This window comes from Nocardia camponoti, from assembly GCF_014646135.1.
GTDB classification, from domain to species: Bacteria; Actinomycetota; Actinomycetes; order Mycobacteriales; family Mycobacteriaceae; genus Nocardia; species Nocardia camponoti.
This window is the reverse complement of record NZ_BMMW01000001.1, coordinates 887,224-909,876: the sequence shown is the minus strand read 5'-3', so window position 1 is coordinate 909,876 and position 22,653 is coordinate 887,224. Positions and strand designations below refer to the sequence as shown.

The 22,653-nt window shown below is 65.3% G+C and carries 23 protein-coding genes; 13 read left to right on the top strand and 10 right to left on the bottom strand.

Features of this window, described 5'->3' with window-relative positions; translation table 11 throughout:
* Position 1: 1 nt before the first annotated feature.
* On the bottom strand, positions 2–2,143 hold the full coding sequence (gene tkt / locus IEX78_RS04170; protein ID WP_188827429.1) for a transketolase: 2,142 nt from the start codon (positions 2,141–2,143) through the stop codon (positions 2–4).
* Between the two features lie 469 nt (positions 2,144–2,612).
* Here tkt and IEX78_RS04165 point away from each other — a divergent pair, with 469 nt between their 5' ends.
* Positions 2,613–3,521: a heme o synthase gene (locus IEX78_RS04165; RefSeq protein ID WP_229683787.1), complete on the top strand. Its 909-nt coding sequence runs from the start codon at positions 2,613–2,615 to the stop codon at positions 3,519–3,521.
* A gap of 3 nt (positions 3,522–3,524) precedes the next feature.
* Here IEX78_RS04165 and IEX78_RS04160 read toward each other — a convergent pair whose 3' ends face one another.
* Positions 3,525–4,184 carry a response regulator gene (locus tag IEX78_RS04160; RefSeq protein ID WP_188827425.1) on the bottom strand — a complete coding sequence of 220 codons (660 nt, stop codon included), beginning with the start codon at positions 4,182–4,184 and terminating at the stop codon, positions 3,525–3,527.
* Positions 4,181–5,278, bottom strand: a complete 1,098-nt coding sequence (locus tag IEX78_RS04155; protein ID WP_188827423.1) for a sensor histidine kinase — start codon at positions 5,276–5,278, stop codon at positions 4,181–4,183. Before IEX78_RS04155 ends, IEX78_RS04160 begins: the two co-directional genes overlap by 4 nt.
* A gap of 188 nt (positions 5,279–5,466) precedes the next feature.
* Between IEX78_RS04155 and IEX78_RS04150 the strand changes: the two genes are divergently transcribed.
* The gene (locus IEX78_RS04150) at positions 5,467–5,826 is read left to right on the top strand and encodes a DUF6223 family protein (protein ID WP_188827421.1); all 360 of its coding nucleotides are present in this window, start codon (positions 5,467–5,469) and stop codon (positions 5,824–5,826) included.
* On the opposite strand, the gene IEX78_RS04145 is transcribed toward IEX78_RS04150, so the two are convergent.
* Positions 5,823–6,788: a quinone oxidoreductase family protein gene (locus IEX78_RS04145; RefSeq protein ID WP_188827419.1), complete on the bottom strand. Its 966-nt coding sequence runs from the start codon at positions 6,786–6,788 to the stop codon at positions 5,823–5,825. The two genes, IEX78_RS04150 and IEX78_RS04145, sit on opposite strands and share 4 nt — an antisense overlap.
* A gap of 62 nt (positions 6,789–6,850) precedes the next feature.
* Between IEX78_RS04145 and IEX78_RS04140 the strand changes: the two genes are divergently transcribed.
* Complete coding sequence (locus IEX78_RS04140) at positions 6,851–7,210, top strand: hypothetical protein (protein WP_188827417.1); 360 nt, start codon at positions 6,851–6,853, stop codon at positions 7,208–7,210.
* Between the two features lie 308 nt (positions 7,211–7,518).
* Here the strand turns inward: IEX78_RS04140 and IEX78_RS04135 are convergent, their stop codons facing one another.
* The 5 genes from IEX78_RS04135 to IEX78_RS04115 all read right to left on the bottom strand — a co-directional run bounded on the left by IEX78_RS04135 (position 7,519) and on the right by IEX78_RS04115 (position 12,900).
* Complete coding sequence (locus tag IEX78_RS04135; RefSeq protein WP_188827416.1) at positions 7,519–8,490, bottom strand: COX15/CtaA family protein; 972 nt, start codon at positions 8,488–8,490, stop codon at positions 7,519–7,521.
* Between the two features lie 64 nt (positions 8,491–8,554).
* Positions 8,555–9,334 carry an ABC transporter permease gene (locus IEX78_RS04130; RefSeq protein WP_188827414.1) on the bottom strand — a complete coding sequence of 260 codons (780 nt, stop codon included), beginning with the start codon at positions 9,332–9,334 and terminating at the stop codon, positions 8,555–8,557.
* Positions 9,331–10,263: an ABC transporter ATP-binding protein gene (locus tag IEX78_RS04125; protein WP_188827412.1), complete on the bottom strand. Its 933-nt coding sequence runs from the start codon at positions 10,261–10,263 to the stop codon at positions 9,331–9,333. Before IEX78_RS04125 ends, IEX78_RS04130 begins: the two co-directional genes overlap by 4 nt.
* Positions 10,260–11,969, bottom strand: coding sequence for a polyprenol phosphomannose-dependent alpha 1,6 mannosyltransferase MptB (gene mptB / locus IEX78_RS04120; protein ID WP_188827410.1), 1,710 nt, complete (start codon positions 11,967–11,969; stop codon positions 10,260–10,262). Before mptB ends, IEX78_RS04125 begins: the two co-directional genes overlap by 4 nt.
* Before the next feature lie 34 nt (positions 11,970–12,003).
* The gene (locus IEX78_RS04115) at positions 12,004–12,900 is read right to left on the bottom strand and encodes a rhomboid family intramembrane serine protease (RefSeq protein ID WP_188827408.1); all 897 of its coding nucleotides are present in this window, start codon (positions 12,898–12,900) and stop codon (positions 12,004–12,006) included.
* 239 nt (positions 12,901–13,139) lie between these two features.
* On the opposite strand from IEX78_RS04115, the gene IEX78_RS04110 reads away from it, so the two are divergent.
* The 8 genes from IEX78_RS04110 (at position 13,140) to IEX78_RS04075 (ending at position 20,124) form a co-directional block, all read left to right on the top strand.
* A complete protein-coding gene (locus tag IEX78_RS04110; RefSeq protein ID WP_188828222.1) occupies positions 13,140–13,931 on the top strand; it encodes a helix-turn-helix transcriptional regulator in 792 nt (263 codons plus the stop codon).
* Positions 13,928–15,385: a Fe-S cluster assembly protein SufB gene (gene sufB / locus IEX78_RS04105; RefSeq protein ID WP_188827406.1), complete on the top strand. Its 1,458-nt coding sequence runs from the start codon at positions 13,928–13,930 to the stop codon at positions 15,383–15,385. Before IEX78_RS04110 ends, sufB begins: the two co-directional genes overlap by 4 nt.
* Positions 15,385–16,563 (top strand): Fe-S cluster assembly protein SufD, encoded by a 1,179-nt coding sequence (sufD, locus tag IEX78_RS04100; protein ID WP_188827404.1) that lies wholly within the window; start codon positions 15,385–15,387, stop codon positions 16,561–16,563. The genes sufB and sufD overlap by 1 nt, the downstream gene beginning before the upstream one ends.
* Before the next feature lie 38 nt (positions 16,564–16,601).
* A complete protein-coding gene (gene sufC, locus IEX78_RS04095) occupies positions 16,602–17,372 on the top strand; it encodes a Fe-S cluster assembly ATPase SufC (RefSeq protein WP_188827402.1) in 771 nt (256 codons plus the stop codon).
* 1 nt (position 17,373) lies between these two features.
* Positions 17,374–18,663 (top strand): cysteine desulfurase, encoded by a 1,290-nt coding sequence (locus IEX78_RS04090; RefSeq protein ID WP_188827400.1) that lies wholly within the window; start codon positions 17,374–17,376, stop codon positions 18,661–18,663.
* Positions 18,664–18,666: 3 nt separating this feature from the next.
* Entirely contained in the window at positions 18,667–19,122 is a 456-nt protein-coding gene (gene sufU / locus IEX78_RS04085; protein ID WP_188827398.1) for a Fe-S cluster assembly sulfur transfer protein SufU, read from the top strand.
* Complete coding sequence (locus IEX78_RS04080; protein WP_188827397.1) at positions 19,119–19,523, top strand: metal-sulfur cluster assembly factor; 405 nt, start codon at positions 19,119–19,121, stop codon at positions 19,521–19,523. The genes sufU and IEX78_RS04080 overlap by 4 nt, the downstream gene beginning before the upstream one ends.
* A 160-nt stretch (positions 19,524–19,683) precedes the next feature.
* Positions 19,684–20,124 carry a DUF4189 domain-containing protein gene (locus IEX78_RS04075; RefSeq protein WP_188827395.1) on the top strand — a complete coding sequence of 147 codons (441 nt, stop codon included), beginning with the start codon at positions 19,684–19,686 and terminating at the stop codon, positions 20,122–20,124.
* A gap of 28 nt (positions 20,125–20,152) precedes the next feature.
* Here the strand turns inward: IEX78_RS04075 and IEX78_RS04070 are convergent, their stop codons facing one another.
* Positions 20,153–20,779: a TetR/AcrR family transcriptional regulator gene (locus tag IEX78_RS04070; protein ID WP_188827393.1), complete on the bottom strand. Its 627-nt coding sequence runs from the start codon at positions 20,777–20,779 to the stop codon at positions 20,153–20,155.
* Between the two features lie 117 nt (positions 20,780–20,896).
* On the opposite strand from IEX78_RS04070, the gene IEX78_RS04065 reads away from it, so the two are divergent.
* Together IEX78_RS04065 and ybiA are read left to right on the top strand one after the other, a co-directional pair.
* The gene (locus IEX78_RS04065) at positions 20,897–22,006 is read left to right on the top strand and encodes a PucR family transcriptional regulator (protein WP_188827392.1); all 1,110 of its coding nucleotides are present in this window, start codon (positions 20,897–20,899) and stop codon (positions 22,004–22,006) included.
* Between the two features lie 96 nt (positions 22,007–22,102).
* On the top strand, positions 22,103–22,651 hold the full coding sequence (gene ybiA, locus IEX78_RS04060; protein WP_229683694.1) for a riboflavin biosynthesis intermediates N-glycosidase: 549 nt from the start codon (positions 22,103–22,105) through the stop codon (positions 22,649–22,651).
* The last annotated feature ends 2 nt before the right edge of the window (positions 22,652–22,653 follow it).

The window sequence follows — 22,653 nt, the reverse complement described above, 5'->3', positions numbered from 1 at the left end:
ACTACCCCTTCACGTTGTCGAGCGAACGCTTAGCTGCGGCGACGACGGCGTCGGTGGTGATGTTGAACTTCTCGAACAGCACCTTGTAGGGCGCGGAGGCGCCGAAGTGCTCGATGCCAACGTGCTCGCCCGCATCGCCGAGGAAGCGGTGCCACGGCATCGCGATACCGGCTTCCACCGACACGCGTGCACGCACGTTCGGCGGGATGACGGAGTCGCGGTACGCCTTGTCTTCGGCGTCGAACCACTCGACACACGGCATCGAAACCACGCGAGCACGGATGCCTTCACCCTCAAGGACCGTGCGCGCGTCGAGCGCGAGCTGCACCTCGGAGCCGGTGCCGACGATGACGACCTGCGGGTCGCCGCCGGTGGCGTCGGCGAGCACGTAACCGCCGCGCGACGCGCCTTCGTAGCTGGTTCCTTCCAGCGTTGGCACGTCCTGACGAGTGAGCGCGAGCGCGGTTGGGCCGTCGGTCTTGGGCGCTTCGTACACCTTGTAGTGCGACTTGTGCTCGTCGGAGCCACGTTCCAGCAGCGAACGCCAGATGTAGGACGTCTCGTTGGCGTCGGCGGGACGGGCCACGTTGAGGCCCGGGATCGCGCGCAGCGAGGCGAGGTGCTCAATCGGCTGGTGGGTGGGACCGTCTTCGCCAAGACCAATCGAGTCGTGCGTCCACACGTAGGTGACGGTGGTGCGCATCATCGCGGCGAGACGCACCGGCGGACGCATGTAGTCGCTGAACACGAGGAACGTGCCACCGTACGGACGGGTGGGACCGTGCAGCGCGATGCCGTTGAGGATCGAGCCCATCGCGTGCTCGCGCACACCGAAGTGCAGCGTGCGGCCGTACGGGTCGGTTGTCCAGTGCCGCGTGGTGATCTCGGTGGGACCGAACGACTTCTGCCCCGGCATCGTGGTGTTGTTCGACTCGGCGAGGTCGGCGGAACCGCCCCACAGCTCCGGCAGCACGTCAGCGAGAGCCGCGAGCACCGCGCCGGAAGCCTTACGCGTGGCCATGCCCTTGGCGTTCGGCTCGAACTCGGGAAGCGACTTCTCCCAGCCCTCAGGCAGCTTGCGTGCCTGCAACCGCTCGTAGAGCGCGTGGTTTTCCGGGTTCTGCGCGGCCCACGCTTCGAACCGAATCTGCCACTCGGCCTGCGCTTCCGCACCGCGCACGAGCGCCTTGCGGGTGTGCTCGATGACTGCGGGCGCGACGTCGAACGACGAATCCGGGTTGAACCCAAGCTCGACCTTGAGCGCGGCGACCTCTTCAGCACCAAGCGCGGCACCGTGGGCGGCACCGGAGTTCATCTTGGTTGGCGCCGGGTAGCCGATGACGGTGTGCAGGATGATCAGCGACGGCTTGTCGGTGACCGCCTTAGCCGCGGTGATGGCCTCTTCGATCGCGACGACATCCTCACCGCTGGTGACGTTCTGCACGTGCCAGCCGTACGCCTCGTAGCGCTTGCCGACATCTTCGTTGAACGCGATGAGCGTGTCGTCTTCGATGGAGATGTTGTTGTTGTCGTAAATCACGACGAGGTTGCCCAGTTGCTGCGTGCCCGCGATCGACGACGCCTCCGACGTGACGCCCTCTTCGAGGTCGCCATCGGAAGCGATGGTGTAGATGAAGTGGTCGAACAGGCTGGTGCCTTCGGGAGCAAGCGGGTCGTAAAGACCGCGCTCGCGACGCGCCGCCATCGCCATGCCGACCGAGGAAGCGAGACCCTGGCCGAGCGGGCCGGTTGTCATCTCGACACCGTTGGTGTGGCGGTACTCCGGGTGGCCCGGGCACAGCGAATCCCACTGCCGCAGGGTTTCCAGATCGTGCAGCTCAAGGCCGAAACCGGCGAAGTAGAGCTGGATGTAGAGGGTGAGGCTGGTGTGGCCACACGAGAGAACGAAGCGGTCGCGCCCCGTCCACCACGGGTCGGCCGGGTTCTGCCGCATCACGCGCTGGAACAGCACGTACGCGACGGGAGCCAAGCTCATCGCGGTGCCGGGGTGCCCGTTGCCCGCCTTCTGCACCGCATCCGCTGCCAGCACCCGCGCGGTGTCGACGGCTTTGGTGTCGAGTTCTGTCCAGTCGCTCGGGTAATTCCGGCGAGTGTGGGCGCGAATGTCGTCTGTGACTGACACGACCGTGGTTCTCCTGACCTAGGTTTCGTCGACGGCGATACGTGGCAGGGGCGATGAAGTTGTCTCAATCGACCGCATGCCAGGGTGCGTACCGATGTTCATGAATACCCTAGTGGTGGTGCAACACCGGACTGGCGCGAACCCTGCGTCCGAGTCTAGTTCGCGATTTTTCAGATCGCTTCGCACTTTTGATGGATTGCGCGATCGGGCGCGGTGCTATCTCGTTCACTCCGGCGTTATCGAAGGTTCACCAGACCCTGACGCGGAGCGACTAGGACGGGGTGTCTACCATCGTCTGTAGTAGTGGCCGCGTCGCAGCCGCGCGCTGCTCGTTCCAATGCCGGATGCGAAGCACAGCGTGCGAGGAGAAATAGTGCGGATCGGTCACCAGCCGGGTAATAGCGGTGCGCACGATTCCTCGACGGCATTGGCCGACCGCTTCGGCGGCGATGGAATCGCGGCCAAAGTCATGTCGTCGCCAGTCGTGCGCAAGCCGCTCGCTTATATCGCGCTCACCAAACCGCGGGTCATCGAGCTGTTGCTTGTCGCAACCATCCCCACGATGTTGCTAGCCGATCGCGGCAACGTCGACATTCGCCTCATCTTGGTCACGCTTTTCGGTGGCTGGATGGGCGCGGCGAGCGCCAACACGCTCAACTGTGTTGCCGACGCCGACATCGACAAGGTGATGAAGCGGACCGCGCGTCGCCCCCTCGCCCGCGACGCCGTGCCAACGTCGCACGCGTTTGTTTTCGGTGTGGTGCTCGGCGCGTTGTCGTTCGCGTGGTTGTGGTGGCAGGCCAACCTGCTCAGCGGCATCCTCGTTGTCGCGACGATTCTGTTCTACGTCTTCGTTTATACGAAGGGCCTCAAGCGTCGGACCTCGCAAAACGTGGTCTGGGGCGGTGCTGCCGGCTGTATGCCCGCGCTCGTTGGGTGGTCAGCGGTCACCGGCACGATCGGCTGGCCTTCGCTTGTGCTTTTCGCGGTGATTTTCTTCTGGACGCCGCCGCACACCTGGGCGCTCGCGATGCGCTACAAGGAGGACTACCGCGCGGCTGGCGTGCCGATGCTGCCGGTTGTCGCCACTGAAGAGCAGGTCACCAAGCAGATCGTGATCTACACCTGGCTCACGGTGCTCGCCACCCTCGCGCTGATCCCCGCGACCGGCGTGATCTACGCGGCCGTCGCGATCGTCGCCGGCGCGTGGTTCCTGCTGATGGCCCATCAGCTGTACGCCGGGGTGCGTCGGGGCGAATCGGTGAAGCCGCTGCGTCTGTTCCTGCAGTCGAACAACTACCTCGCCGTCGTCTTCTGCGGCCTCGCCGTCGACTCGGTGCTTGGCTGGAACACCCTCGGCAGCCTGGTCGGGCTGTAGCCCTCAGCGGGCACGCGGACTGACCAGCCCTGATTCGTAGGCGAAAACCACCACTTGCGCACGATCCCGCGCGCCCAGTTTTGTCATCGCGCGATTGACGTGCGTCTTGGCGGTCAACGGGCTGATCACCATATGCGCGGCGATCTCGTCATTGCTCAAGCCGCGCGCGACTAACACGACGGCTTCGCGTTCACGCACGGTCAACTCGGCCGCGTTCTCGACGCTGGTTAGGGGCGGTTGCGTGAGGTAGCGGTCGATGAGCGCGCGGGTGATCGTCGGCGCGAGCAGGGCGTCACCGCGTGCGGCGACCCGAATCGCGTGCAGGAAATCCCTTGGTTCGATGTCTTTGACTAAGAACCCGCTGGCACCCGCCCGCAACGCCTCGTACACGTACTCGTCCATGCCGTAATTGGTCAGGATCACCACGCGCACGCTGGCGAGCGTCGGGTCGGCCACGATGCGGCGCGTGGCTTCGATGCCGTCGACGTGGGGCATTTGGATGTCGATGAGCGCGATATCGGGCACATGCGTGCGCGCGAGGTCGACGGCCCGCGCACCATCGGCCGCTTCCGCGACAACCTCGATGTCGGGTTCGATGTCGAGCAACGCGCGAAAGCCGCTGCGAATCAGGGGCTGGTCGTCGACCAGCAGCACCCGAATCACGCTGGACCACCGGTGAGCGGGAGCTCGGCGTGCACGGAAAAGCCGCCGTCAGGACGACGACCGGCATGCAACTGCCCACCGAGCGCGTGCACCCGTTCGCGCATGCCGATGAGGCCGACGCCGGAGGTTGACGCGGTGGATGCTGTTGCGTCCGGGCTGTTGTCGACGCGGATGACCAAGGCGTTAGCTCGCTGGTCAAGCTGGACCGTCGCGGTCGCGTTGCCCGCGTGGCGGGCGATGTTGGTCAGCGATTCCTGCACGATGCGGTAGGCCGTTCGGTCGATGGGGCCGGGGAGAGCGGTGCGGGCGGTCACGCTCAGTGTCGCGTCGACGCCAGCGCCACGCGCCTTGTCGACGAGATCGGCGATCTGGGCGAGTCCACGCGGCGGGTGTGGGTGGTCGTCGCGCAAGGTTTGGACGGTCGCGCGTAGTTCGGCGGTCGCTTCCCGCGCGGCGTCGCGGATCGCGACCAACGCCGGTGAGGTCTCGTCGCCTCTGCGTTGCGCGACGTGGGCCGCCGCCTCAGCCTGCACTTTGATCACCGAAATGTGGTGCGTGAGTGAGTCGTGCAGTTCGCGCGCGAGGTGGAGGCGTTCGGCGTCGGCTCGTCGGCGCGCGGTTTCCTCACGGGTGCGTTCGGCCTCGTCCGCGCGCGCTTCGGCCTGGCGAAGCGCTTCGCCAGCCGCACCGGCGGCCACTAACCAGGCGATTTCCAACGCGCCGCGTGCCTGCGCGAGCGCGGCGGGCAAGTCGGCACCGGTCACGAGGACGGCGAACGGCAACGTGACCACCAACAGGACCGACGCGACGAGACCGACAACGCGATACCCAGCGCGGACCGCTGCATACACCGCGAACAGAAACGCGACAGCCGCCACATCGAAACCGATTGCCTGCCAAGCCAATGCGCACAGCCCGGTGCCGATCAACACCGCGACTGGTTCGCGCGCACGCCACAACAGCACCGCGCCCCCGACGGCCAGCAGGGCGAACCCGAGCAGCGGACCGTCTGGGTTCGCTGCGTAACCGGCGACGAGCTGGGTGACGGCAACGCCGAGCGCGACGGCCCAGTCGCTTGGGCGCGGTCGGGTCATCGTTCCACGGTAGGCCGAAAACGCCCGCGCGGCATCCGCGCTCGACGGTAGTTAGCGACTACTGCGAACGCGGTAGTGGTCGCGCCGCGCTGCCCCAGAAACGGCAGCATGAATTGTCCACGCTCGCACGATGATTCGCGCCGCAGATGCGCCGACGATGGAACCGTCCCCTCGTAAGGAGCACCACGATGCGCGTCGCCACCTCAGCCATCCTCGCCAGCTATGCGACCGAACTGCACGCCGCCGCCGAGGCCAGTCGCGGCCGCGCACCCACCACCATCCTGGCCTTGTTCACCCTGACCGGCATCGTCACCGCGATCCTCGTCCTGCGTGACCCGACCGGCCGCCTCGCAACGAGTCCCGCCCGTTGGCACGCGGCGATCGCCGGGCTCATCGGGCTCGTCGGTGGTGCCTACCTCGCGGCGACATCGCCCGGCGGCCTCGGAACGGGCAATGGAATCGCCGCCGCTTATTTCGCAATAGTGTTGGGCGCGTTCAGCATTGGCTTAGGCGTGCTCGGGATGGCCCGAGTACGCCGTGCGACCTAGGGCAACAACACGATTGACCCCGTTGTCTTGCGCGACTCCAAATCGCGGTGCGCCTGTTCGGCGTCAGCGAGGGGGTAGGTCGCGCCAATGCGGAAGCGGAGCTTGCCTGAGGCGATCCAATCGAACACATCCGTTGCGCGCCAAAGGAATTCGGTGCGATCGCGGGTGTAGTCGCCCAATTTCGGACGGGTTAGGAACAGGGAACCGTCGCGCGAGAGCTGCTGCGGGTCAAACGGCGGAACTGGGCCGCTCGCCGCGCCGAACAGCGCCATCATGCCGCGCACCCGCAACGACTTGAGACTCTGTTCGAACGTCGCCGCGCCGACACCGTCATACACCACCGCGACGCCGACACCGCTCGTCAGGTCGCGTACCTGCGTGGCGAGGTCGTCGTGGTAGCGCAGGACAACGTCGGCGCCTGCCTCGCGCGACAGCTTCTCCTTCTCGTCCGACGACACCGTCGTGATCACATACGCGTTATTGGCCTTCGCCAACTGCGTCAGCAACAGCCCAACACCACCGGCACCCGCGTGAATCAACACCGGATCGGCCGGTCCCGGCGTATAAATCGACTCGATCAAATAGTGCGCGGTCATGCCCTGCAACAACGCCGACGCGGCAACCTCGGTCGAAACGCCTTCGGGAACGAGCACGGCATGCGCCTCGTCGACGGCAACCTGGTCGGCATAGCTGCCCGGCGCCGCCGCCCACGCCACGCGGTCGCCAACAACGAATTCGGTGACCTCAGCGCCGATCGCGCTGACAACGCCGGTCCCTTCCGAACCCGGAATATAGGGCGTGGCCTGCGGATACGCGCCGGTGCGGAAATAGGTATCGATGTAATTGACGCCGATGCCCTGGGTTTGGACGAGAAGCTGCTTGGGTCCGATCACCGGATCCGCAACCTCGACATAACGCAAAACTTCGGGACCGCCGTGGGAGGTGACCTCAATCGCATGCATGCCCGCAGTTTTACACGTAACCGGGGGTGGACTCGTTACTACTGGTCGGTAAACTACCGGTCATGAGTGCAAACGCCGTCGCCGTCAAGGTGCCCGCCGGGGTCGAGAAGTCCATCGTCAAATTCGTCGCCGACCACGGTGATTCGGCCACGGCCGTGTTGCAGTACGTGGGCAAGGAAGGCGTGCGCATCACCCTCGTTGGTGCCGACGGCATCCTCGGCGACCGTGTTGTCGCCTCGATGGACATCGCGAAAGCCATCGTTGAGCGCGTCAACGGGCTCGCCGAAACCGAGCACTGGGACCGCGAACTGGTGAGCAAGGCGAGCCCGGAGCCTGGGCACTGGAAGAAGATGGCCGCGTGGGTGGCGCATCAGACGAAGTTCCCGAAGGCGCGCAACTGGAAACTGGTCGAGAGGCTGTAGTTTTTGCGGCTGGCGCCGCGGAGTTTTTGGCCCAGTGACCTCTCATTTGCGGCACGTTGCTCCGGCTTCGCCGTTACGCAACGCCTTTGTTTTTGGCGGCTGGCGCCGCGGAGTTTTTGGCCCAGTGACCTCTCGCTTGCGGCACGTTGCTCCGGCTTCGCCGTTACGCAACGCACCGCAAACGAGAGGGGGCCAAAAACTTGCCCTGTTCGCTTGACGGGGGGATCCCGCGTTGGGAGCCGTAGCGGCTGTCAATTGCCGCGGCAGCCAATCGACTGCGGCAGTCAATCGACTGCGGCAGCCAATCGCTAGTGTGCGGCTACTCGGTCGGCAACGTTGGCGGGCAGCAATTCGCGGGTTCGTAGTGAGGCCCACAGTGCCGCTGTTGCCGCTGTGCAGGCCGCCGCGCCGCCCACATGCACCGCGACGAGCGCGGCGGGTACGTCGGTGAAGTACTGCACTACGCCAACGGCACCCTGGGCGACAACCAGGCCGAGCAGCACGAACAGGCGCTTGCGGATCGCCGGAGTAATCCCGACCGCGTACAGGCCGAACGCGAGACCAACTAGCAGCGCGAGGTACCCGACGAGCAACTGCGCGTGCAGGTGAACCAGCGTCACGATCTCGACTTCCAACCGCGCGACGGGTCGGTCAATGCTCTTGTCGCCCGCGTGCGGGCCAGCGCCGGTCACCAACGTGCCCGCGATCAACACACCAGCCAGCGCGACACCGCTGAGCGCGGTGAGCCAGCGCAGGGGAGCGGGCACCTGAACGGTTTCGACGCCGTCATCAGGCTCGCCGATCTTGGCGTAAAGCACGACAGCGAGCCACACCATCAGCATCGACACGAGCAGATGCACCGCGACGGTCCACCACAGCAACCCCGTGCGCACGGTGATGCCGCCGATGATGGCCTGCAAAACAGTGCCGCCGGGCATCAGCCACGCGTAAACGACCACTTCACGTCGACGTCGCGCGCGCACGACAGCCAGCACGATCAGCGCGGCGCACAACGTGACCGCGAACGTGAGCATGCGGTTGCCGAACTCGACGGTCTGGTGAATGACCGGAACTTCCGACACCCCAACCGGCGTGAAACTGCCCGGGAAACATTGCGGCCACGTGGGGCAACCAAGGCCCGATGCTGTGACCCGCACGACCGCGCCGGTGACGGAGATACCCGCCTGGGTGAGGATCACCGCGAACGCGAGGATGCGCTGCACCCGCAACGAGGGCAGCGGCAACCGGTCGACAAGTGCGAGGAAGGCGCGATTGAGCACGTCACGATGGTACTGGCCGGTGATAGCCGACCGGAACCCGGTGTACTACAACGTGTCGTTGATCTCAGCTGAAGCGGAAGAAGTGCGTCGCGAGCCAGCCGCAGACGAGGCCCCACACCGCGAGGACGGCGATGCCGAACCAGTCGATTGACCCGTCGAGCGCACGCTCCAGCGCGTAGGCGAGCGCACCCGACGGCAACAGCCGAGCCGCGACGGTCACCGCGGTCGGCAACCCGGACAACAGCACGAGCCCAGCGCAGCCGAGCATGATGAACCACGCGATATTGGCCAACGCGAGCACGACCTCGGCCTTGAGCGTGCCGCCGAGCAGCAGGCCCATCGCCGCGAACGTCGCGGTACCCAGCGCGATCACGACCGCGCCAAGCGCGAGCCCAAGCAACCCCGGCCGCCAGCCAAGCGCGACACCAATCAGCCCGAACAGCACCGACTGCAAAACGACAACGATCAACACCGCCGCCGACTTGCCCGCGATCACCCCCCACCGCGGAAGTGGTGTTGCCCCAAGTCTTTTCAGCGCCCCATACCGTCGATCGAACCCGACCGCGATGGCTTGGCCGGTGAACGCCGTCGACATGATCGCCGTCATCATCACCATGGGCACGACCTTGTTCACCCGGTTGTCGCCGAACTCGCCGAACGGCAACAGCGTGAGCCCGACCAGCAACGCGATCGGAATGAACATCGTCAACAGCAGTTGTTCGCCGTTGCGCAGCAACAACTTCAGCTCAATGCTCGTCTGCGCGCGCAACATCACCGCACGTGAGGCCGGGCGCGGATCGGGCGTGAAAGTGCCAGCGGCGAAGCGGTTGGTTTCGGTGGTCATCCGCGCAGGTCCCGTCCGGTCAGTTCGAGGAAAACGTCTTCGAGGCGGCGCGTGTCGATGCGAATGTCGGTGGCGAGCACATCCATTCGCGCGCACCACGCGGTCACGGTCGCCAGGACCTGCGGGGTGATCTCGCCTTCGATGAGATAGGCGCCGGGTGCTGTCTCGCAGGGCGCGAACCCCTCGGGCAACGCGGCGGCAAGCAGGCGCAGATCGAGTTTCGGCGGGGCGCTAAAACGCAGCTGACCCGCCGCGCCGTGGGCGGTGACCTCGGCGGGCGAACCCTGGGCGACAACGCGACCGTGGTCGATGATCGCGAGATGGTCAGCGAGCTGTTCGGCTTCGTCCATCATGTGCGTCGTGAGGACCACGCTCACACCGTCACGTCGCAGCGCGTCGATGAGTTCCCACACGATCAGTCGCGCTTGGGCGTCGAGGCCGGCGGTCGGTTCGTCGAGAAAAACCAGTTCCGGCTTGCCGACAAGAGCGCATGCCAGCGCGAGCCGCTGCTGCTGACCACCGGAAAGTCGACGGTAGGGCGTGCGGCGGTGATCGCCGAGGCCAAGCGTGGTGAGGAGCCAATCAGGGTCGATCGGGTCGGCGGAATAGGCGGCGACGAGGTCAAGCATCTCGCCTGCCCGCGCGCCCGGATACGCGCCGCCACCCTGCAACATCACGCCGATACGCGGGCGCAACTGCTCGGAATCGGCGATCGGATCGAGGCCAAGAACCCGCACGCTGCCCTGATCGGGCGCGCCGAACCCCTCGCACATTTCGACGGTCGTCGTCTTGCCAGCGCCGTTCGGGCCAAGCAGCGCGAACACCTGGGCGCGCTCGACCTCGAAGGACAGGCCATCGACGGCGGTCGTATCGCCAAAGCGTTTGACGACGTCATCGACGCGTACCGCGGGTACCGAGCGTGCGTTCACGATGTCACACGGTAGGGCGTGCCCTCCTGTGACGGAGCTGACACCCCCGGCTGTGCCCGCCAGGGCAAGCTGTTGCGGGTCAGCAGGTAGAACAGCCCGAAGCACACGGCTGCCGCCACGGCCGCGCCGATGATCTGGAACACCTGGAACTCCGCGCCGCGCGGCATCACCAGCATCGACACCACCGCCGAGAACGCCACAGCGGGCACACGGAACACCGGCTGAGTTGCCCACGCGGCGAGCGGAACGATGGCCCACAGCAGGTACCAGGGCTGCACGACGGGGAAAAGCAGCACGATCGCACCAAGGGCGACGCCGAGCGCACCGACTGGGTGCAGGCGTCCGAGTCCCGTCGCGACGAGCATGCGAATAGTGATGTACCCAGCGACAACGGCGGCGATCGGACGCGTGATCGACAGCAGCGCGGTCGTGTGGTCGCCCAACCCGAGCAGCACGCCGCCAAAGCCGGTGATGATGCCGATGACCGTCGGCAACGACATCCAACTGCGCACCGCGTTGGCGACGCTGAGCGTGTGCACCCAGCCGAACCCGAGCCCGCTCGCCTCGCTGACGATCAAGGTCGTCGCCCCCGCGACCACGCCGAGAACCACAGCGGCCTTCGCGACCGCCGACACCGACGCACCCCAGCGCCGCGCGAGTGCCATCCCAACGAACCCGAGCGCGATGATCGACGTGAGTTTGATCGACGACGACAACGTGATGACCACGGTTCCCGCCGCCAAAAACGCCCAGGCTTTCGCGTTAAACGGCGGCAATCCGGTGGCGTTGAGCCGATCCGGTCGACCACCCGGCCCGTAAATCGCGCGCAGCGTCAGCTCCATGCCCGCAAGCATCAGCCCGAGCATCAGCGCGTCGTTGTGGACGCCGCCGACCAGGTGAAACAGCACGAGCGGGTTGGCAGCGCCGAGCCACAGCGCGCTCACCGGCGCGACGCCGCAGCGCACCGAAAGACGCGGGAGCGCCCACACGATCAGCGCGACTCCAGCGAGCGCGAGCAGTCGATGCACCCAGACACCCGCGATGATGTTGTCGCCGGTCAGGTGCGCGATGCCACGTCCGATCCAGAGAAAAAGCGGCCCGTAAGGCGCTGGCGTATCGCGCCAAATCGTCGGCACGTTGTTGGTGAGGACGTTGTCGATACCCAGTCCAGCGACCGGACCTTCCAAATACGGGTCGACCCCACGCGCGGCGATCTCGCTTTGCGCGAGGTAGGAGTACACGTCGTTGGAAAACATCGGCGGTGCGATCGACAGCGGAATGATCCACAACAACAGCGTGCGATCGAGCTGCGATCGACTCAACCGCCGACGCGGCGAGCCGTTCAACCCACCAATGGCGAAGCGCCCCAACAACAACCACGCGCCGATCACCAACACGGTGCCGAACATGCACATCGCAAGCGACCCGGTGTGCGCGCGAGCGAAAATGCCGAACACTCGCATGCCCGACACCGGATTTTGATGCACGGGCTGCGCGCCGATGCCAAGCGCGGCGATCGCCATCAACACAGCGCCGGTCGCGCCCATCAACCGAATGCGGTCGAGTTGCGCGCGTTCGGGGCCGTCGAGACCGGGGACGCGCGGTTCGTCGCGGTGCAGCACCGCGACGGTGTGGTCAGGCGCGGGGACGTCGAGCCCTAGGGCTCTTCGCCCGAACGCCTGTATTTTGCCTTCCAGTACCGACACGGAGGGTGAGCCTATCGGCCGCGCCGCGTGACCATCAGAAGCCCGCGCTTTGGCTCAACATCGCCGCCATGACCGGCGGGTTCGCGCGCAGGTAGACGGCGGCACCCAAGGTGACAGCGATGCACACCACCGCGACAACGGCGACCGACAGCCACCCGAGGCGCGCCGCCTGTTGCGACGTGCGGGCCGAAAGCCATTCGGGGACAAACAAAATCCCGACCGCGCAGGCCGTACCAGCGACAAGTCCGCCCAGATGTCCCCACAGGGAAATGCCAGGCAGCGAGAACGTGATGACGAGGTTGATCGCGATGAGAATCAGCATGGGCGTTGGGCTTTGCTTGAGTCGAAGCAGCGCGACAGCCACCGCGCCGAACACGCCATAGAGCGCCCCGGATGCCCCGGCCGTCGCGGTGAGCGCGCCCGACCCGACCATCACCGCCGCCGATCCACCAAGCAGCGCGACTAAGTACACCGCGAGAAACCGCGCCCAGCCAAGCACGCGTTCTAGATCGCGCCCGACCACCCACAGCGCGAACATGTTGAACGCCAAGTGCACGGCCCCGAAGTGCAGGAACCCCGACCCGATGACGCGGTACCACTCGCCTTGCGCGACGAGGTAGGGGACAAGCGCCATGTCCCAAAACAGGCTCGACCCGCGCTGGTTGTTCATGAGGTCATGCGACTGCGCGGCGGTGATCGCGTAGAGGGCGACGCTGATCGCGATGAGTCCGTAGGTGGCGACCGGTCGCGCTTTCGCGACGAGCGTGCGCGCGGACTGCACGGGCTGCGCTTGGAAACAGTCGACGCAATGCTGACCCACTGCGGCGGGCCGCAGGCACTCCGGGCAGGCTGGTCGACCGCAGCGTGTACACGCCAATCCGGTCGGACGATCAGGATGTCGGACGCACGTCGGCGGCACAGGTTGACCCACGGTTCCATCGTGTCATGAATCCGGTCGGGCGCGTCCTGGGCGGCGTTGGCGACCAAACAGACACTGTGTGGTGGGTCACGCATGCGACGTCGCGCACGTATTTTCCGCGTCCGGCGACCTGGCGATTTGTCACGGACCGATCGGTCTTGCCGACGACGACGCAGGTCAGGGCACCCTTTGCAAGGGGACCCTTATTAGATTTACGGAAGTAATTCCGACACACTGGTGTTGTGAAAACCATGGGTTTGCGGACGGAAGCACAGGGAGCGGGTCGAAAGACCGACTCCGCGGCTTCCCCTGTGCCCACCTCACCGGCTCCAACGCAAGGACATGAAGGGCAAACCCGCGCCGCGATCGTTGGCCTGCTCCTTGAACAGGGCCCCATCACCGCCACCGCGATCGGCGCTGAACTCGGCCTTGCCCCCGCTGGCGTGCGTCGACACCTCGACGCGCTCATCGAGGCTGGTCAGGCCCGAGCTAGTCGGTCGGCACCGTGGCAGCAGAAGGGTCGCGGTCGGCCAGCCAAGCAGTATCAGCTCACCGCGGCAGGCCGGGCTGGTCTCGGTCACGCCTACGACGACCTCGCCGGTGCGGCAATCCGGCAGTTACGCGAAATCGGTGGCGAGAAGGCCATCGCCGAATTCGCACGCAGGCGCGCCGCGGCGATTGTGGAAGGCATCGAACCGGTGGTCGACCACACCGCTGGCGAAGTGGAGGCGAAAGCCGCCGAGATCGCCAGCGCGTTCGCTGAGGCGGGATTCGCGACAACGACCCGCGAGGTTGGGTCGGGGGTGCAGATCTGTCAGCATCACTGCCCGGTCGCGCATGTGGCCGAGGAGTTCCCGCAATTGTGTGCCGCTGAGCGCGAGGTCGTTCGCGACCTGCTTGGCACGCACGTGCAGCAACTGGCCACCATCGCCAACGGTGACTGTGCCTGCACCACGCACGTCCCGCTTAATTTCCCCGCCGCCGCATCGCCCGCGAGCAATGCGACGCACGCTTCGAATGACTCCGGAAGGAGTGCGCAATGACGACTGCCGCGACAGGCCGCGACGCTGGCGCAAGCCAGGTGCCGCAGCTCACCCAGGAAGAGACCATCGCGTCGCTTGGCAATTACGACTACGGCTGGTCCGACTCCGACGCGGCCGGTGCCGCGGCGACGCGTGGCCTGTCCGAAGACGTCGTGCGCGATATCTCGGCGAAGAAAAACGAAACCGACTGGATGCTTGAGCAGCGCCTCAAGGCCCTGCGCATCTTCGATCGCAAGCCAATGCCGAACTGGGGTTCCAACCTCGACGGCATCGACTTCGACAACATCAAGTACTTCGTTCGCTCGTCGGAGAAGCAGGCCGAGTCGTGGGAAGACCTGCCCGAAGACATCAAGAACACCTACGACAAGCTGGGCATCCCCGAGGCTGAGAAGCAGCGTCTCGTTTCCGGTGTGGCCGCGCAGTACGAGTCTGAGGTCGTCTACCACTCCATCCGTGAGGATTTGGAGTCCCAGGGCGTGATCTTCCTCGACACCGACACCGCGCTCAAAGAGCACCCCGAAATCTTCGAGCAGTACTTCGGCAGCGTGATCCCCGCTGGCGACAACAAGTTCTCCGCGCTCAACACCGCGGTGTGGTCGGGCGGCTCGTTCATCTACGTTCCGCCGGGCGTCCACGTCGACATCCCGCTGCAGGCCTACTTCCGCATCAACACCGAGAACATGGGCCAGTTCGAGCGCACGCTCATCATCGTCGACGAAGACGCCTACGTGCACTACGTCGAGGGTTGTACCGCGCCGATCTACAAGTCCGACTCGCTGCACTCGGCCGTTGTCGAGATCATCGTGAAGAAGGGCGGCCGCTGCCGCTACACGACCATCCAGAACTGGTCGAACAACGTCTACAACCTCGTCACCAAGCGGGCCAAGGCCGAAGCGGGCGCGACGATGGAATGGATCGACGGCAACATCGGTTCCAAGGTCACGATGAAGTACCCGGCCGTGTGGATGACTGGTGAGCACGCGCACGGCGAAGTGCTTTCGGTCGCCTTCGCTGGCGAGGGCCAGCACCAGGACACCGGCGCGAAGATGCTGCACCTCGCCCCGCACACCTCGTCGACGATCGTGTCGAAGTCGGTGGCGCGTGGTGGCGGTCGCGCGTCTTACCGTGGCCTTGTCCAGGTCAACAAGGGCGCGCACGGTTCGAAGTCGACGGTCAAGTGCGACGCGCTGCTCGTCGACACGATCAGCCGTTCCGACACCTACCCGTACGTCGACATCCGCGAGGACGACGTCACCATGGGCCACGAGGCCACGGTCTCGAAGGTGTCGGAAGAACAGCTGTTCTACCTCATGAGCCGCGGCATGACCGAGGACGAGGCGATGGCGATGGTGGTGCGCGGCTTCGTTGAGCCGATCGCCAAGGAATTGCCGATGGAATACGCGTTGGAACTTAACCGGCTCATCGAGCTGCAAATGGAAGGGGCCGTCGGCTGATGTCGTCGCTCGAGACACCGATCCAGAACCCCGGAGCTGGGGCAGCGATCAACAAGGGCGAGGTTTTCGCCTCGTTCGACGTCGACCAGTTCGAGGTGCCGTCGGGCCGCGACGAGGCGTGGCGGTTCACCCCGCTGCGTCGCCTGCGCGGCCTGCATGACGGCACCGCGGTCGCCGATGGCACGACCACGGTCGAGGTCACCCCGGTCGACGGCATCACCGTCGAGACCGTCGGTCGCGACGACGAGCGCCTCGGTCAGGCGGGCACGCCTACCGATCGTGTTGCCGCGCAAGCGTATTCGAGTTTCACCTCGGCAACCGTGATCTCGGTTGGCACCGAAGTTGTTGTCGCTGAGCCGGTTACCGTCACGGTGACGGGACCGGGCGAAGGTAAGACCGCCTTCGGTCACCTGCAGATCCGCCTTGCCAATTTCGCGTCGGCGACGTTCGTGATCGACCAGCGCGGCAGCGGAACCTACGGCGAGAACATCGAATTCGTGCTCGGCGACAGCGCGAAGCTCACCGTGGTCACCGTCCAGGACTGGGCCGACGACGCCGTGCACCTCACCACGCACCACCTGAAGGTGGGTCGCGACGCGACCATTCGCCACACCTCGGTCACCCTCGGTGGCGACCTGGTCCGTCTGTCGGGCACCGTGCGCTACGCCGCGCCCGGCGGCGACGCTGAACTGCTCGGCCTGTACTTCGCCGACGCCGGTCAGCACTTCGAGCAGCGTCTGCTCGTCGACCACTCGCAGCCCAACTGCAAATCGAACGTGCTCTACAAGGGCGCGCTGCAGGGCGACCCGAAGTCGCCCAAGGGCGACGCGCGCACGGTCTGGGTCGGCGACGTGCTCATCCGCGCCGCGGCGGAAGGCACCGACACCTACGAGGCCAACCGCAACCTGGTGCTCACCGACGGCGCGCGCGCCGACTCGGTGCCCAACCTTGAGATCGAGACCGGTGAGATCGCGGGCGCTGGCCACGCGAGCGCAACCGGCCGCTTCGACGACGAGCAGCTGTTCTACCTGCGTGCGCGTGGCATTCCCGAGGAGGTGGCCCGTCGACTCGTCGTGCGCGGGTTCTTCCACGAGATCATCTCCAAGATCGCTGTTGCCTCGGTCCGTGAGCGCCTAGAAGCGGCTATCGAAGCTGAGCTCGCCGCTATCGGTGTCTGACGCGCCCCAACTACTTACTTACTTCACAAAGGAATTCGATGACGACTCTGGAAATCAAGGATCTGCACGCTGAGGTCACCACGCCTGAGGGTGAACAGAAGAAGATCCTCAACGGTGTCGATCTCACCGTGAAATCCGGCGAGACCCACGCGATCATGGGCCCGAACGGCTCGGGTAAGTCCACCCTGTCGTACGTGATCGCGGGTCACCCCAAGTACACCGTCACCCAGGGCACCATCACCCTCGACGGCGAAGACGTGCTCGCGATGTCGGTCGACGAGCGCGCTCGCGCGGGCCTGTTCCTCGCGATGCAGTACCCGGTCGAGGTGCCTGGCGTTTCGATGTCGAACTTCCTGCGCACCGCCGCCACCGCCGTGCGCGGCGAGGCCCCCAAGCTGCGCACCTGGGTCAAGGAGGTGAAGGAGTCGATGAACGAGCTCGAAATTGATTCCGCCTTCGCCGACCGCAGCGTCAACGAGGGTTTCTCCGGTGGCGAGAAGAAGCGCCACGAGGTGCTGCAGCTCGGGCTGCTCAAGCCCAAGATCGCGATCCTCGACGAGACCGACTCGGGCCTCGACGTCGACGCGCTGCGCATCGTTTCCGAAGGCGTCAACCGCTACAAGGAGCGTGAGGACGGCGGCATTCTGCTGATCACGCACTACACCCGCATCCTGCGCTACATCAAGCCCGACTTCGTGCACGTGTTCGTCGGCGGCAAGATCGTCGCCGAAGGCGGTGCCGAGCTGGCCGAAGAGCTCGATGCCAATGGCTATGTCCGTTTCACTCAGAACGCTGCCACAGGAGCCTGACATGACCGCCGCACCGTTGGTCGCCCACGAGCCAGGTCGCACTGTCGACGTGGCGCGTGTGCGTGCCGATTTCCCGATCCTGCACCGCACGGTGCGCGATGGGAAGCCGTTGGTGTACCTCGATTCGGGTGCCACGTCGCAACGTCCGGTGCAGGTACTCGACGCTGAACGCGAGTTCTTGCTCACCAGCAATTCGGCGGTGCATCGCGGTGCGCATCAGCTCGCCGAAGAAGCGACCGACGCCTACGAGGGCGCGCGTGCCGACATCGCGCGCTTCGTCGGTGCCGATGTGGGCGAAATCGTGTTCACCAAGAACGCGACCGAGTCGCTCAACCTCGTCACCAACGCCTTCGGTGACGCGCGGTTCCCGTACCACGTCGGCCCCGGCGACGAGATCGTTGTCACCGAGCTTGAGCATCACGCGAATTTGGTGCCGTGGCAGGAACTCGCGCGTCGCACCGGTGCCACGTTGAAGTGGTACGGCGTTACCGACGACGGGCGCATCGACCTCGACTCGCTCGAATTGTCTTCGGCGACAAAGGTTGTCGCGTTCACGCATCAGTCCAACGTCACTGGTGCGGTCGCGCCGGTGGAAGAACTGGTGCGCCGCGCTCGCGCGGTTGACGCGCTTGTCGTGCTCGACGCGTGCCAGTCGGTGCCGCACATGCCGGTCGACTTCGGCGCGCTCGACGTCGACTTCGCCGCGTTCTCCGGCCACAAGATGCTCGGCCCGTCCGGTGTTGGTGTGCTGTACGGCAAGCGTGCGCTGCTTGAGGTCACGCCGCCGTTCATCACCGGTGGGTCGATGATCGAGCAGGTCTTCATGGAGGAATCCACCTACGCGCCGCCGCCGCAGCGGTTCGAAGCTGGCGTCCCGATGACCTCGCAGGTTGTCGGATTGGGCGCTGCTGTGCGCTACCTCGAAGCGCTCGGCATGGATGCTGTTGCCGCGCACGAGCATTCGCTCACCGTGGCCGCGTTGGAAGGGCTCAGCGCGATTCCCGGTGTGCGGATCGTTGGCCCCACCGAAGCCGAAAACCGTGGTGGCGCTGTCGCTTTCGTTGTCGATGGCATCCACGCCCACGATGTTGGCCAGATCCTCGACGACCAGGGCGTCGCGATTCGCGTCGGGCACCACTGCGCGTGGCCGCTGCATCGCCGCTTCGGCATCGCCGCTTCGGCGCGCGCGTCGTTCGCCGTTTACAACACTCTTGACGAGGTCGACGCGCTCGTCGCCGCCGTGCGCGAAGCGCAGCGGTTCTTCGGCGTCACACACGATGAGGTCGCCTAAGTAATGCGCATGGAGCAGATGTACCAGGAAGTGATCCTGGACCATTACAAACACCCACACCACCGTGGGCTGCGTGAGCCCTACGGTGCGCAGGTGCATCACGTCAACCCCACCTGTGGTGACGAGGTCACGATGCGCGTCGAGATCGACGACGCGGGTTCGGTTGCCGACGTTTCCTACGACGGGCAGGGCTGCTCGATCAGCCAGGCCGCGACGTCGATCCTCACCGACCAGGTCATCGGGTTGCCGGTGCGCGACGCGCTCAAGGTGGTCGACTCCTACAGCGAGATGATCTCGAGCCGGGGCACGGTCGAAGGTGATGAGGACCTGATCGGCGACGGCATCGCGCTAGCTGGTGTCGCGAAGTACCCGGCGCGCGTGAAGTGCGCGCTGCTGGGCTGGATGGCGTTCAAAGACGCTGTGGTACAGATCAGTTCGGCTGAGGAGGCCGCGTCGTGAGTGAATCTGCTGAGAGCACCCAGACCCCGGATACCGCCGCTGAGGCTGTTGAGGCGTCGCCGCCGGTCGAGCTCACCCCTGAGCAGGCCAAGCACATCGAGGACCTCGAGGAGGCCATGCGCGACGTTGTCGACCCCGAATTGGGCATCAACGTCGTCGATTTGGGCCTCGTCTACGGCATGTCCGTCGATGACGACAACATCTGCACGCTCGACATGACGCTCACATCGGCGGCGTGTCCGCTCACCGACGTGATCGAGGATCAGTCGCGAAACGCGTTGGTGCGCAGCGGACTTGTCGATGACCTCAAGATCAACTGGGTCTGGATGCCCCCGTGGGGTCCGGACAAGATCACCGACGATGGGCGAGAGCAGTTGCGCGCGTTGGGCTTTACTGTCTAACGCTGCTACTTGAGAGCCCGGGACCGCGATGGTCCCGGGCTTTCTCAGTGATAGGTGAAGGCGGATGTTTGTGATCTTGATCGGTTGGGTAGAGCGAGTCTAAGTCCTGCGCGATGATCTTCAGTCGGCCTCATTCGGGGCCGAATGATGAGGAGAAACAATGAGTTTCATGGGTAAGGCGACGGTCGCCGTCGCTGCCCTTGGTATGGCGGCGGGTTCGGTTTTCGGCGCTGGTACTGCCAACGCCGCAGGTGACCTGTACGGTGCGATCGCGCTCGGCGACGGCTGGGACGACTTCGGTGGCGGAATCAACTTCTCCACGCGCGCCGACGCTGAGGCGAAGGCGCTGGAGCTGTGCGCTGCGGATACCTGCACGATCCGTGCGTCGTGGTCCAACGGCTGCTTGACCATCGTCGAGAACGATGAGTACACCGCCTGGGGTGTTGGCTCGACCCGCGCCGAGTCCGAGAAGGACGCGTGGGCGAACCTGGTCGAGGGCTCGCCGCAGGCGCTGCTGTTGAACGTCGGTTCCTCGCAGTTGGCAGGCCAGCTCGCGGGCGGCGAGGTTGTCGCGGTGCACTGCACCGACAACGTGCGCTAGTCACGCACCGCACGAAGGCCCAATTCCCTTATGGGACTTGGGCCTTCGTCGCTATCCACGTCCCGATCATCTCCGCCGTTTGGGCAATGACCGTTTCCCGGTCAAACCCTTCGTTTTCCAAATACACCGACCGCAGCGTGACAGCGAAGCCCGCGTTGAGGGCGACGAAGGCGATCGTGTCGACGTCGACGCCCGGTTGCAGGCCGATCGCGTTGAGGATGTAGACCTTCAGAATGAAGCGGAAGCGCGGTTCGAAATCGGGGATGCCGCTGCCGTAAAAATTCAGGTCGGTGACTAACGCGCGGACCAGCGGTCCTTCGGCGACCAGAATCTCGACAGCAGCACGCAGGATTTCGGTGACCGCCTCCTGCGGCGTCAAGCCGGTTATGGCGGGCAACAGCTCGCCGTAGCGCGTTTCGACCCGCGTGAACAGTCCGTCGTTGAGTTCTTTGACGATTTCTTCGCGATCGGCGAAATACCGGTACAGCGTCCCCACGCTGATCTCGGCTTCGGCGGCGATGCGGTTGGTCGATGTCTCGGTGATTCCGCGCTCGCCAAAAAGGTGAGCTGCTGTCGCGAGAATGTGGGTTCGCGTTTCCTTCGCGCGGTCCTGTCGTGGGCGTTTCCGCTGCTTATCGGGCTGCGGTGGCATCATTTCCCCTTCGAAAAAAGTAGAGTAGAAGGTGAGCGGGTGCTCATTCTAGAGTCATCGTTACATCGACAACCTGGCGCTGTGAAGGTTTCGGTGGAACAGGGAAGAAGGTGGACAACGATGACTACTCGATCCGACGTGAGTGTCGTGAGTTCGGCGACGGTGACCGCGACGCGGCTGTGCAAGTCGATCATCAGCGGCCTTGTCGCAGAACAAGATTGCGCGCACGAGGTCGCGGTGCTCAGTCGCGCGGCAGCCGGGTGGGCGCGCGAAGGTGTGCCGCTGGATTCGGTGTTGCGGGTGGCCAACGAGGCGCTGCGCGACTGCGTTGACGAGGTGTACGACTACACCGGCGGCCACGACAGAGGCGATGTCACCGAAGGTTTCCGGCGGGCGGTGCGCGCGTTGGACATGGTGTCGAGCACCGTTGGTCGCGCTTACGGCGGCAGCGGTGACCTGCCCGCCGAACGCGACGAGGCGTGGGCGCTGCGAGAACTGGCGAACGCGCTGATCGCGGGCCGACCCACCGAGACGCTCGCCCGTGCATGCGGTATTCAGATCGCCGATCACTATGCGGTGCTTGCGATTTCGTTCGCCTCACCCGAGTCGAGCAAGCCGGGAGAGGCCGCGCGGATTCTCGCGCGCATCGGTGCCGCGCTGGCCCATCACAGCGGCGGGCAGGCGCTGTCGATGTTGTCGATCGAAGGCGGCACGGTGCTTATCCCGACCAACGGCGACGACGATCCGGCCGGACTGGCTCGCGTTGTCGACGCGCTCGCTCGCGTCGCTGGTCGCGTGACCGTGACCGCCGCCCACGTCAGCGGGCCGCGCGAGGAAATCCCTGCCGCGACCCAGCGCGCACACGAGGTGCTCGACATGGTCGAACAGCTCGATTCCGCACCCGGGTTGTACCACTTCACCGACCTGGCGTTGGAATACCAACTCACCCGCCCAGGACCCGGTCGCGCGCGGTTGCGTCAGCTGCTCGCCCCGCTCGACGCGCACCCGGAACTCTTCGAAACCCTGCGTGTGCACATCGGCAATGAACTCAACCGGCAACGCACCGCGCGCTTGCTTCACGTGCACGCCAACACCGTTGATTACCGGCTGCGGCGCGTCGCGCATCTGACCGGGCTCGATCCGACCCAGGCGTCGGGGTTGTGGCAGTTGCGTTCGGCGATGATCGCCTGTGGCGGAAGGACTTTGGCGCGAATAGACCAGGCTGGCTGAGCCGCGCGCACAGCGAACGCGTAATGAGCTAGACAAGGTGAGCGGGAGTAGACCAGACTCCCGCTCAACACTTGTTTTTGAAGGGGGAGAACCACCGTGCGAATCGAATCCGTGAGCGACCTGTGCGCGACCATCACGTCGGGCGTCACTCCGAAGTACCTGCCGTTCTGGGGGCACACGCCGCGCCCCGACGGCACGCTGGGTGCCAGCTGCCTGAGCCAATGGTGGCCCGCGCGGTTCCAACTCGACGGCGTGGAATTCGCGACCGCCGAGCATTACATGATGTGGCGTAAAGCGTTGCTCTTCAACGACGAGCAAACCGCCGCCGAGGTCGTTGCCGCTGGGCATCCGAGTGTGGCGAAGAAGCTGGGCCGCAAGATCGCAAACTTCGACGAAGATCGTTGGGTCGCAGCGCGATTCGACATCGTCGCCGAGGGCAACGCCGCCAAGTTCGGGCAAGACCCGGCGTTGGCTGACTACCTGCGCAAAACGGGGGAGCGGGTGTTGGTTGAGGCAAGCCCCGTCGATCGAATTTGGGGCAACGGGCTTGCCGCCGACGACCCGCGCACCGAATCTCCCAGCCAATGGCTGGGACTGAACCTGTTGGGGTTCGCGTTGATGCGGGCGCGGGCCGAGCTTGCCTAACC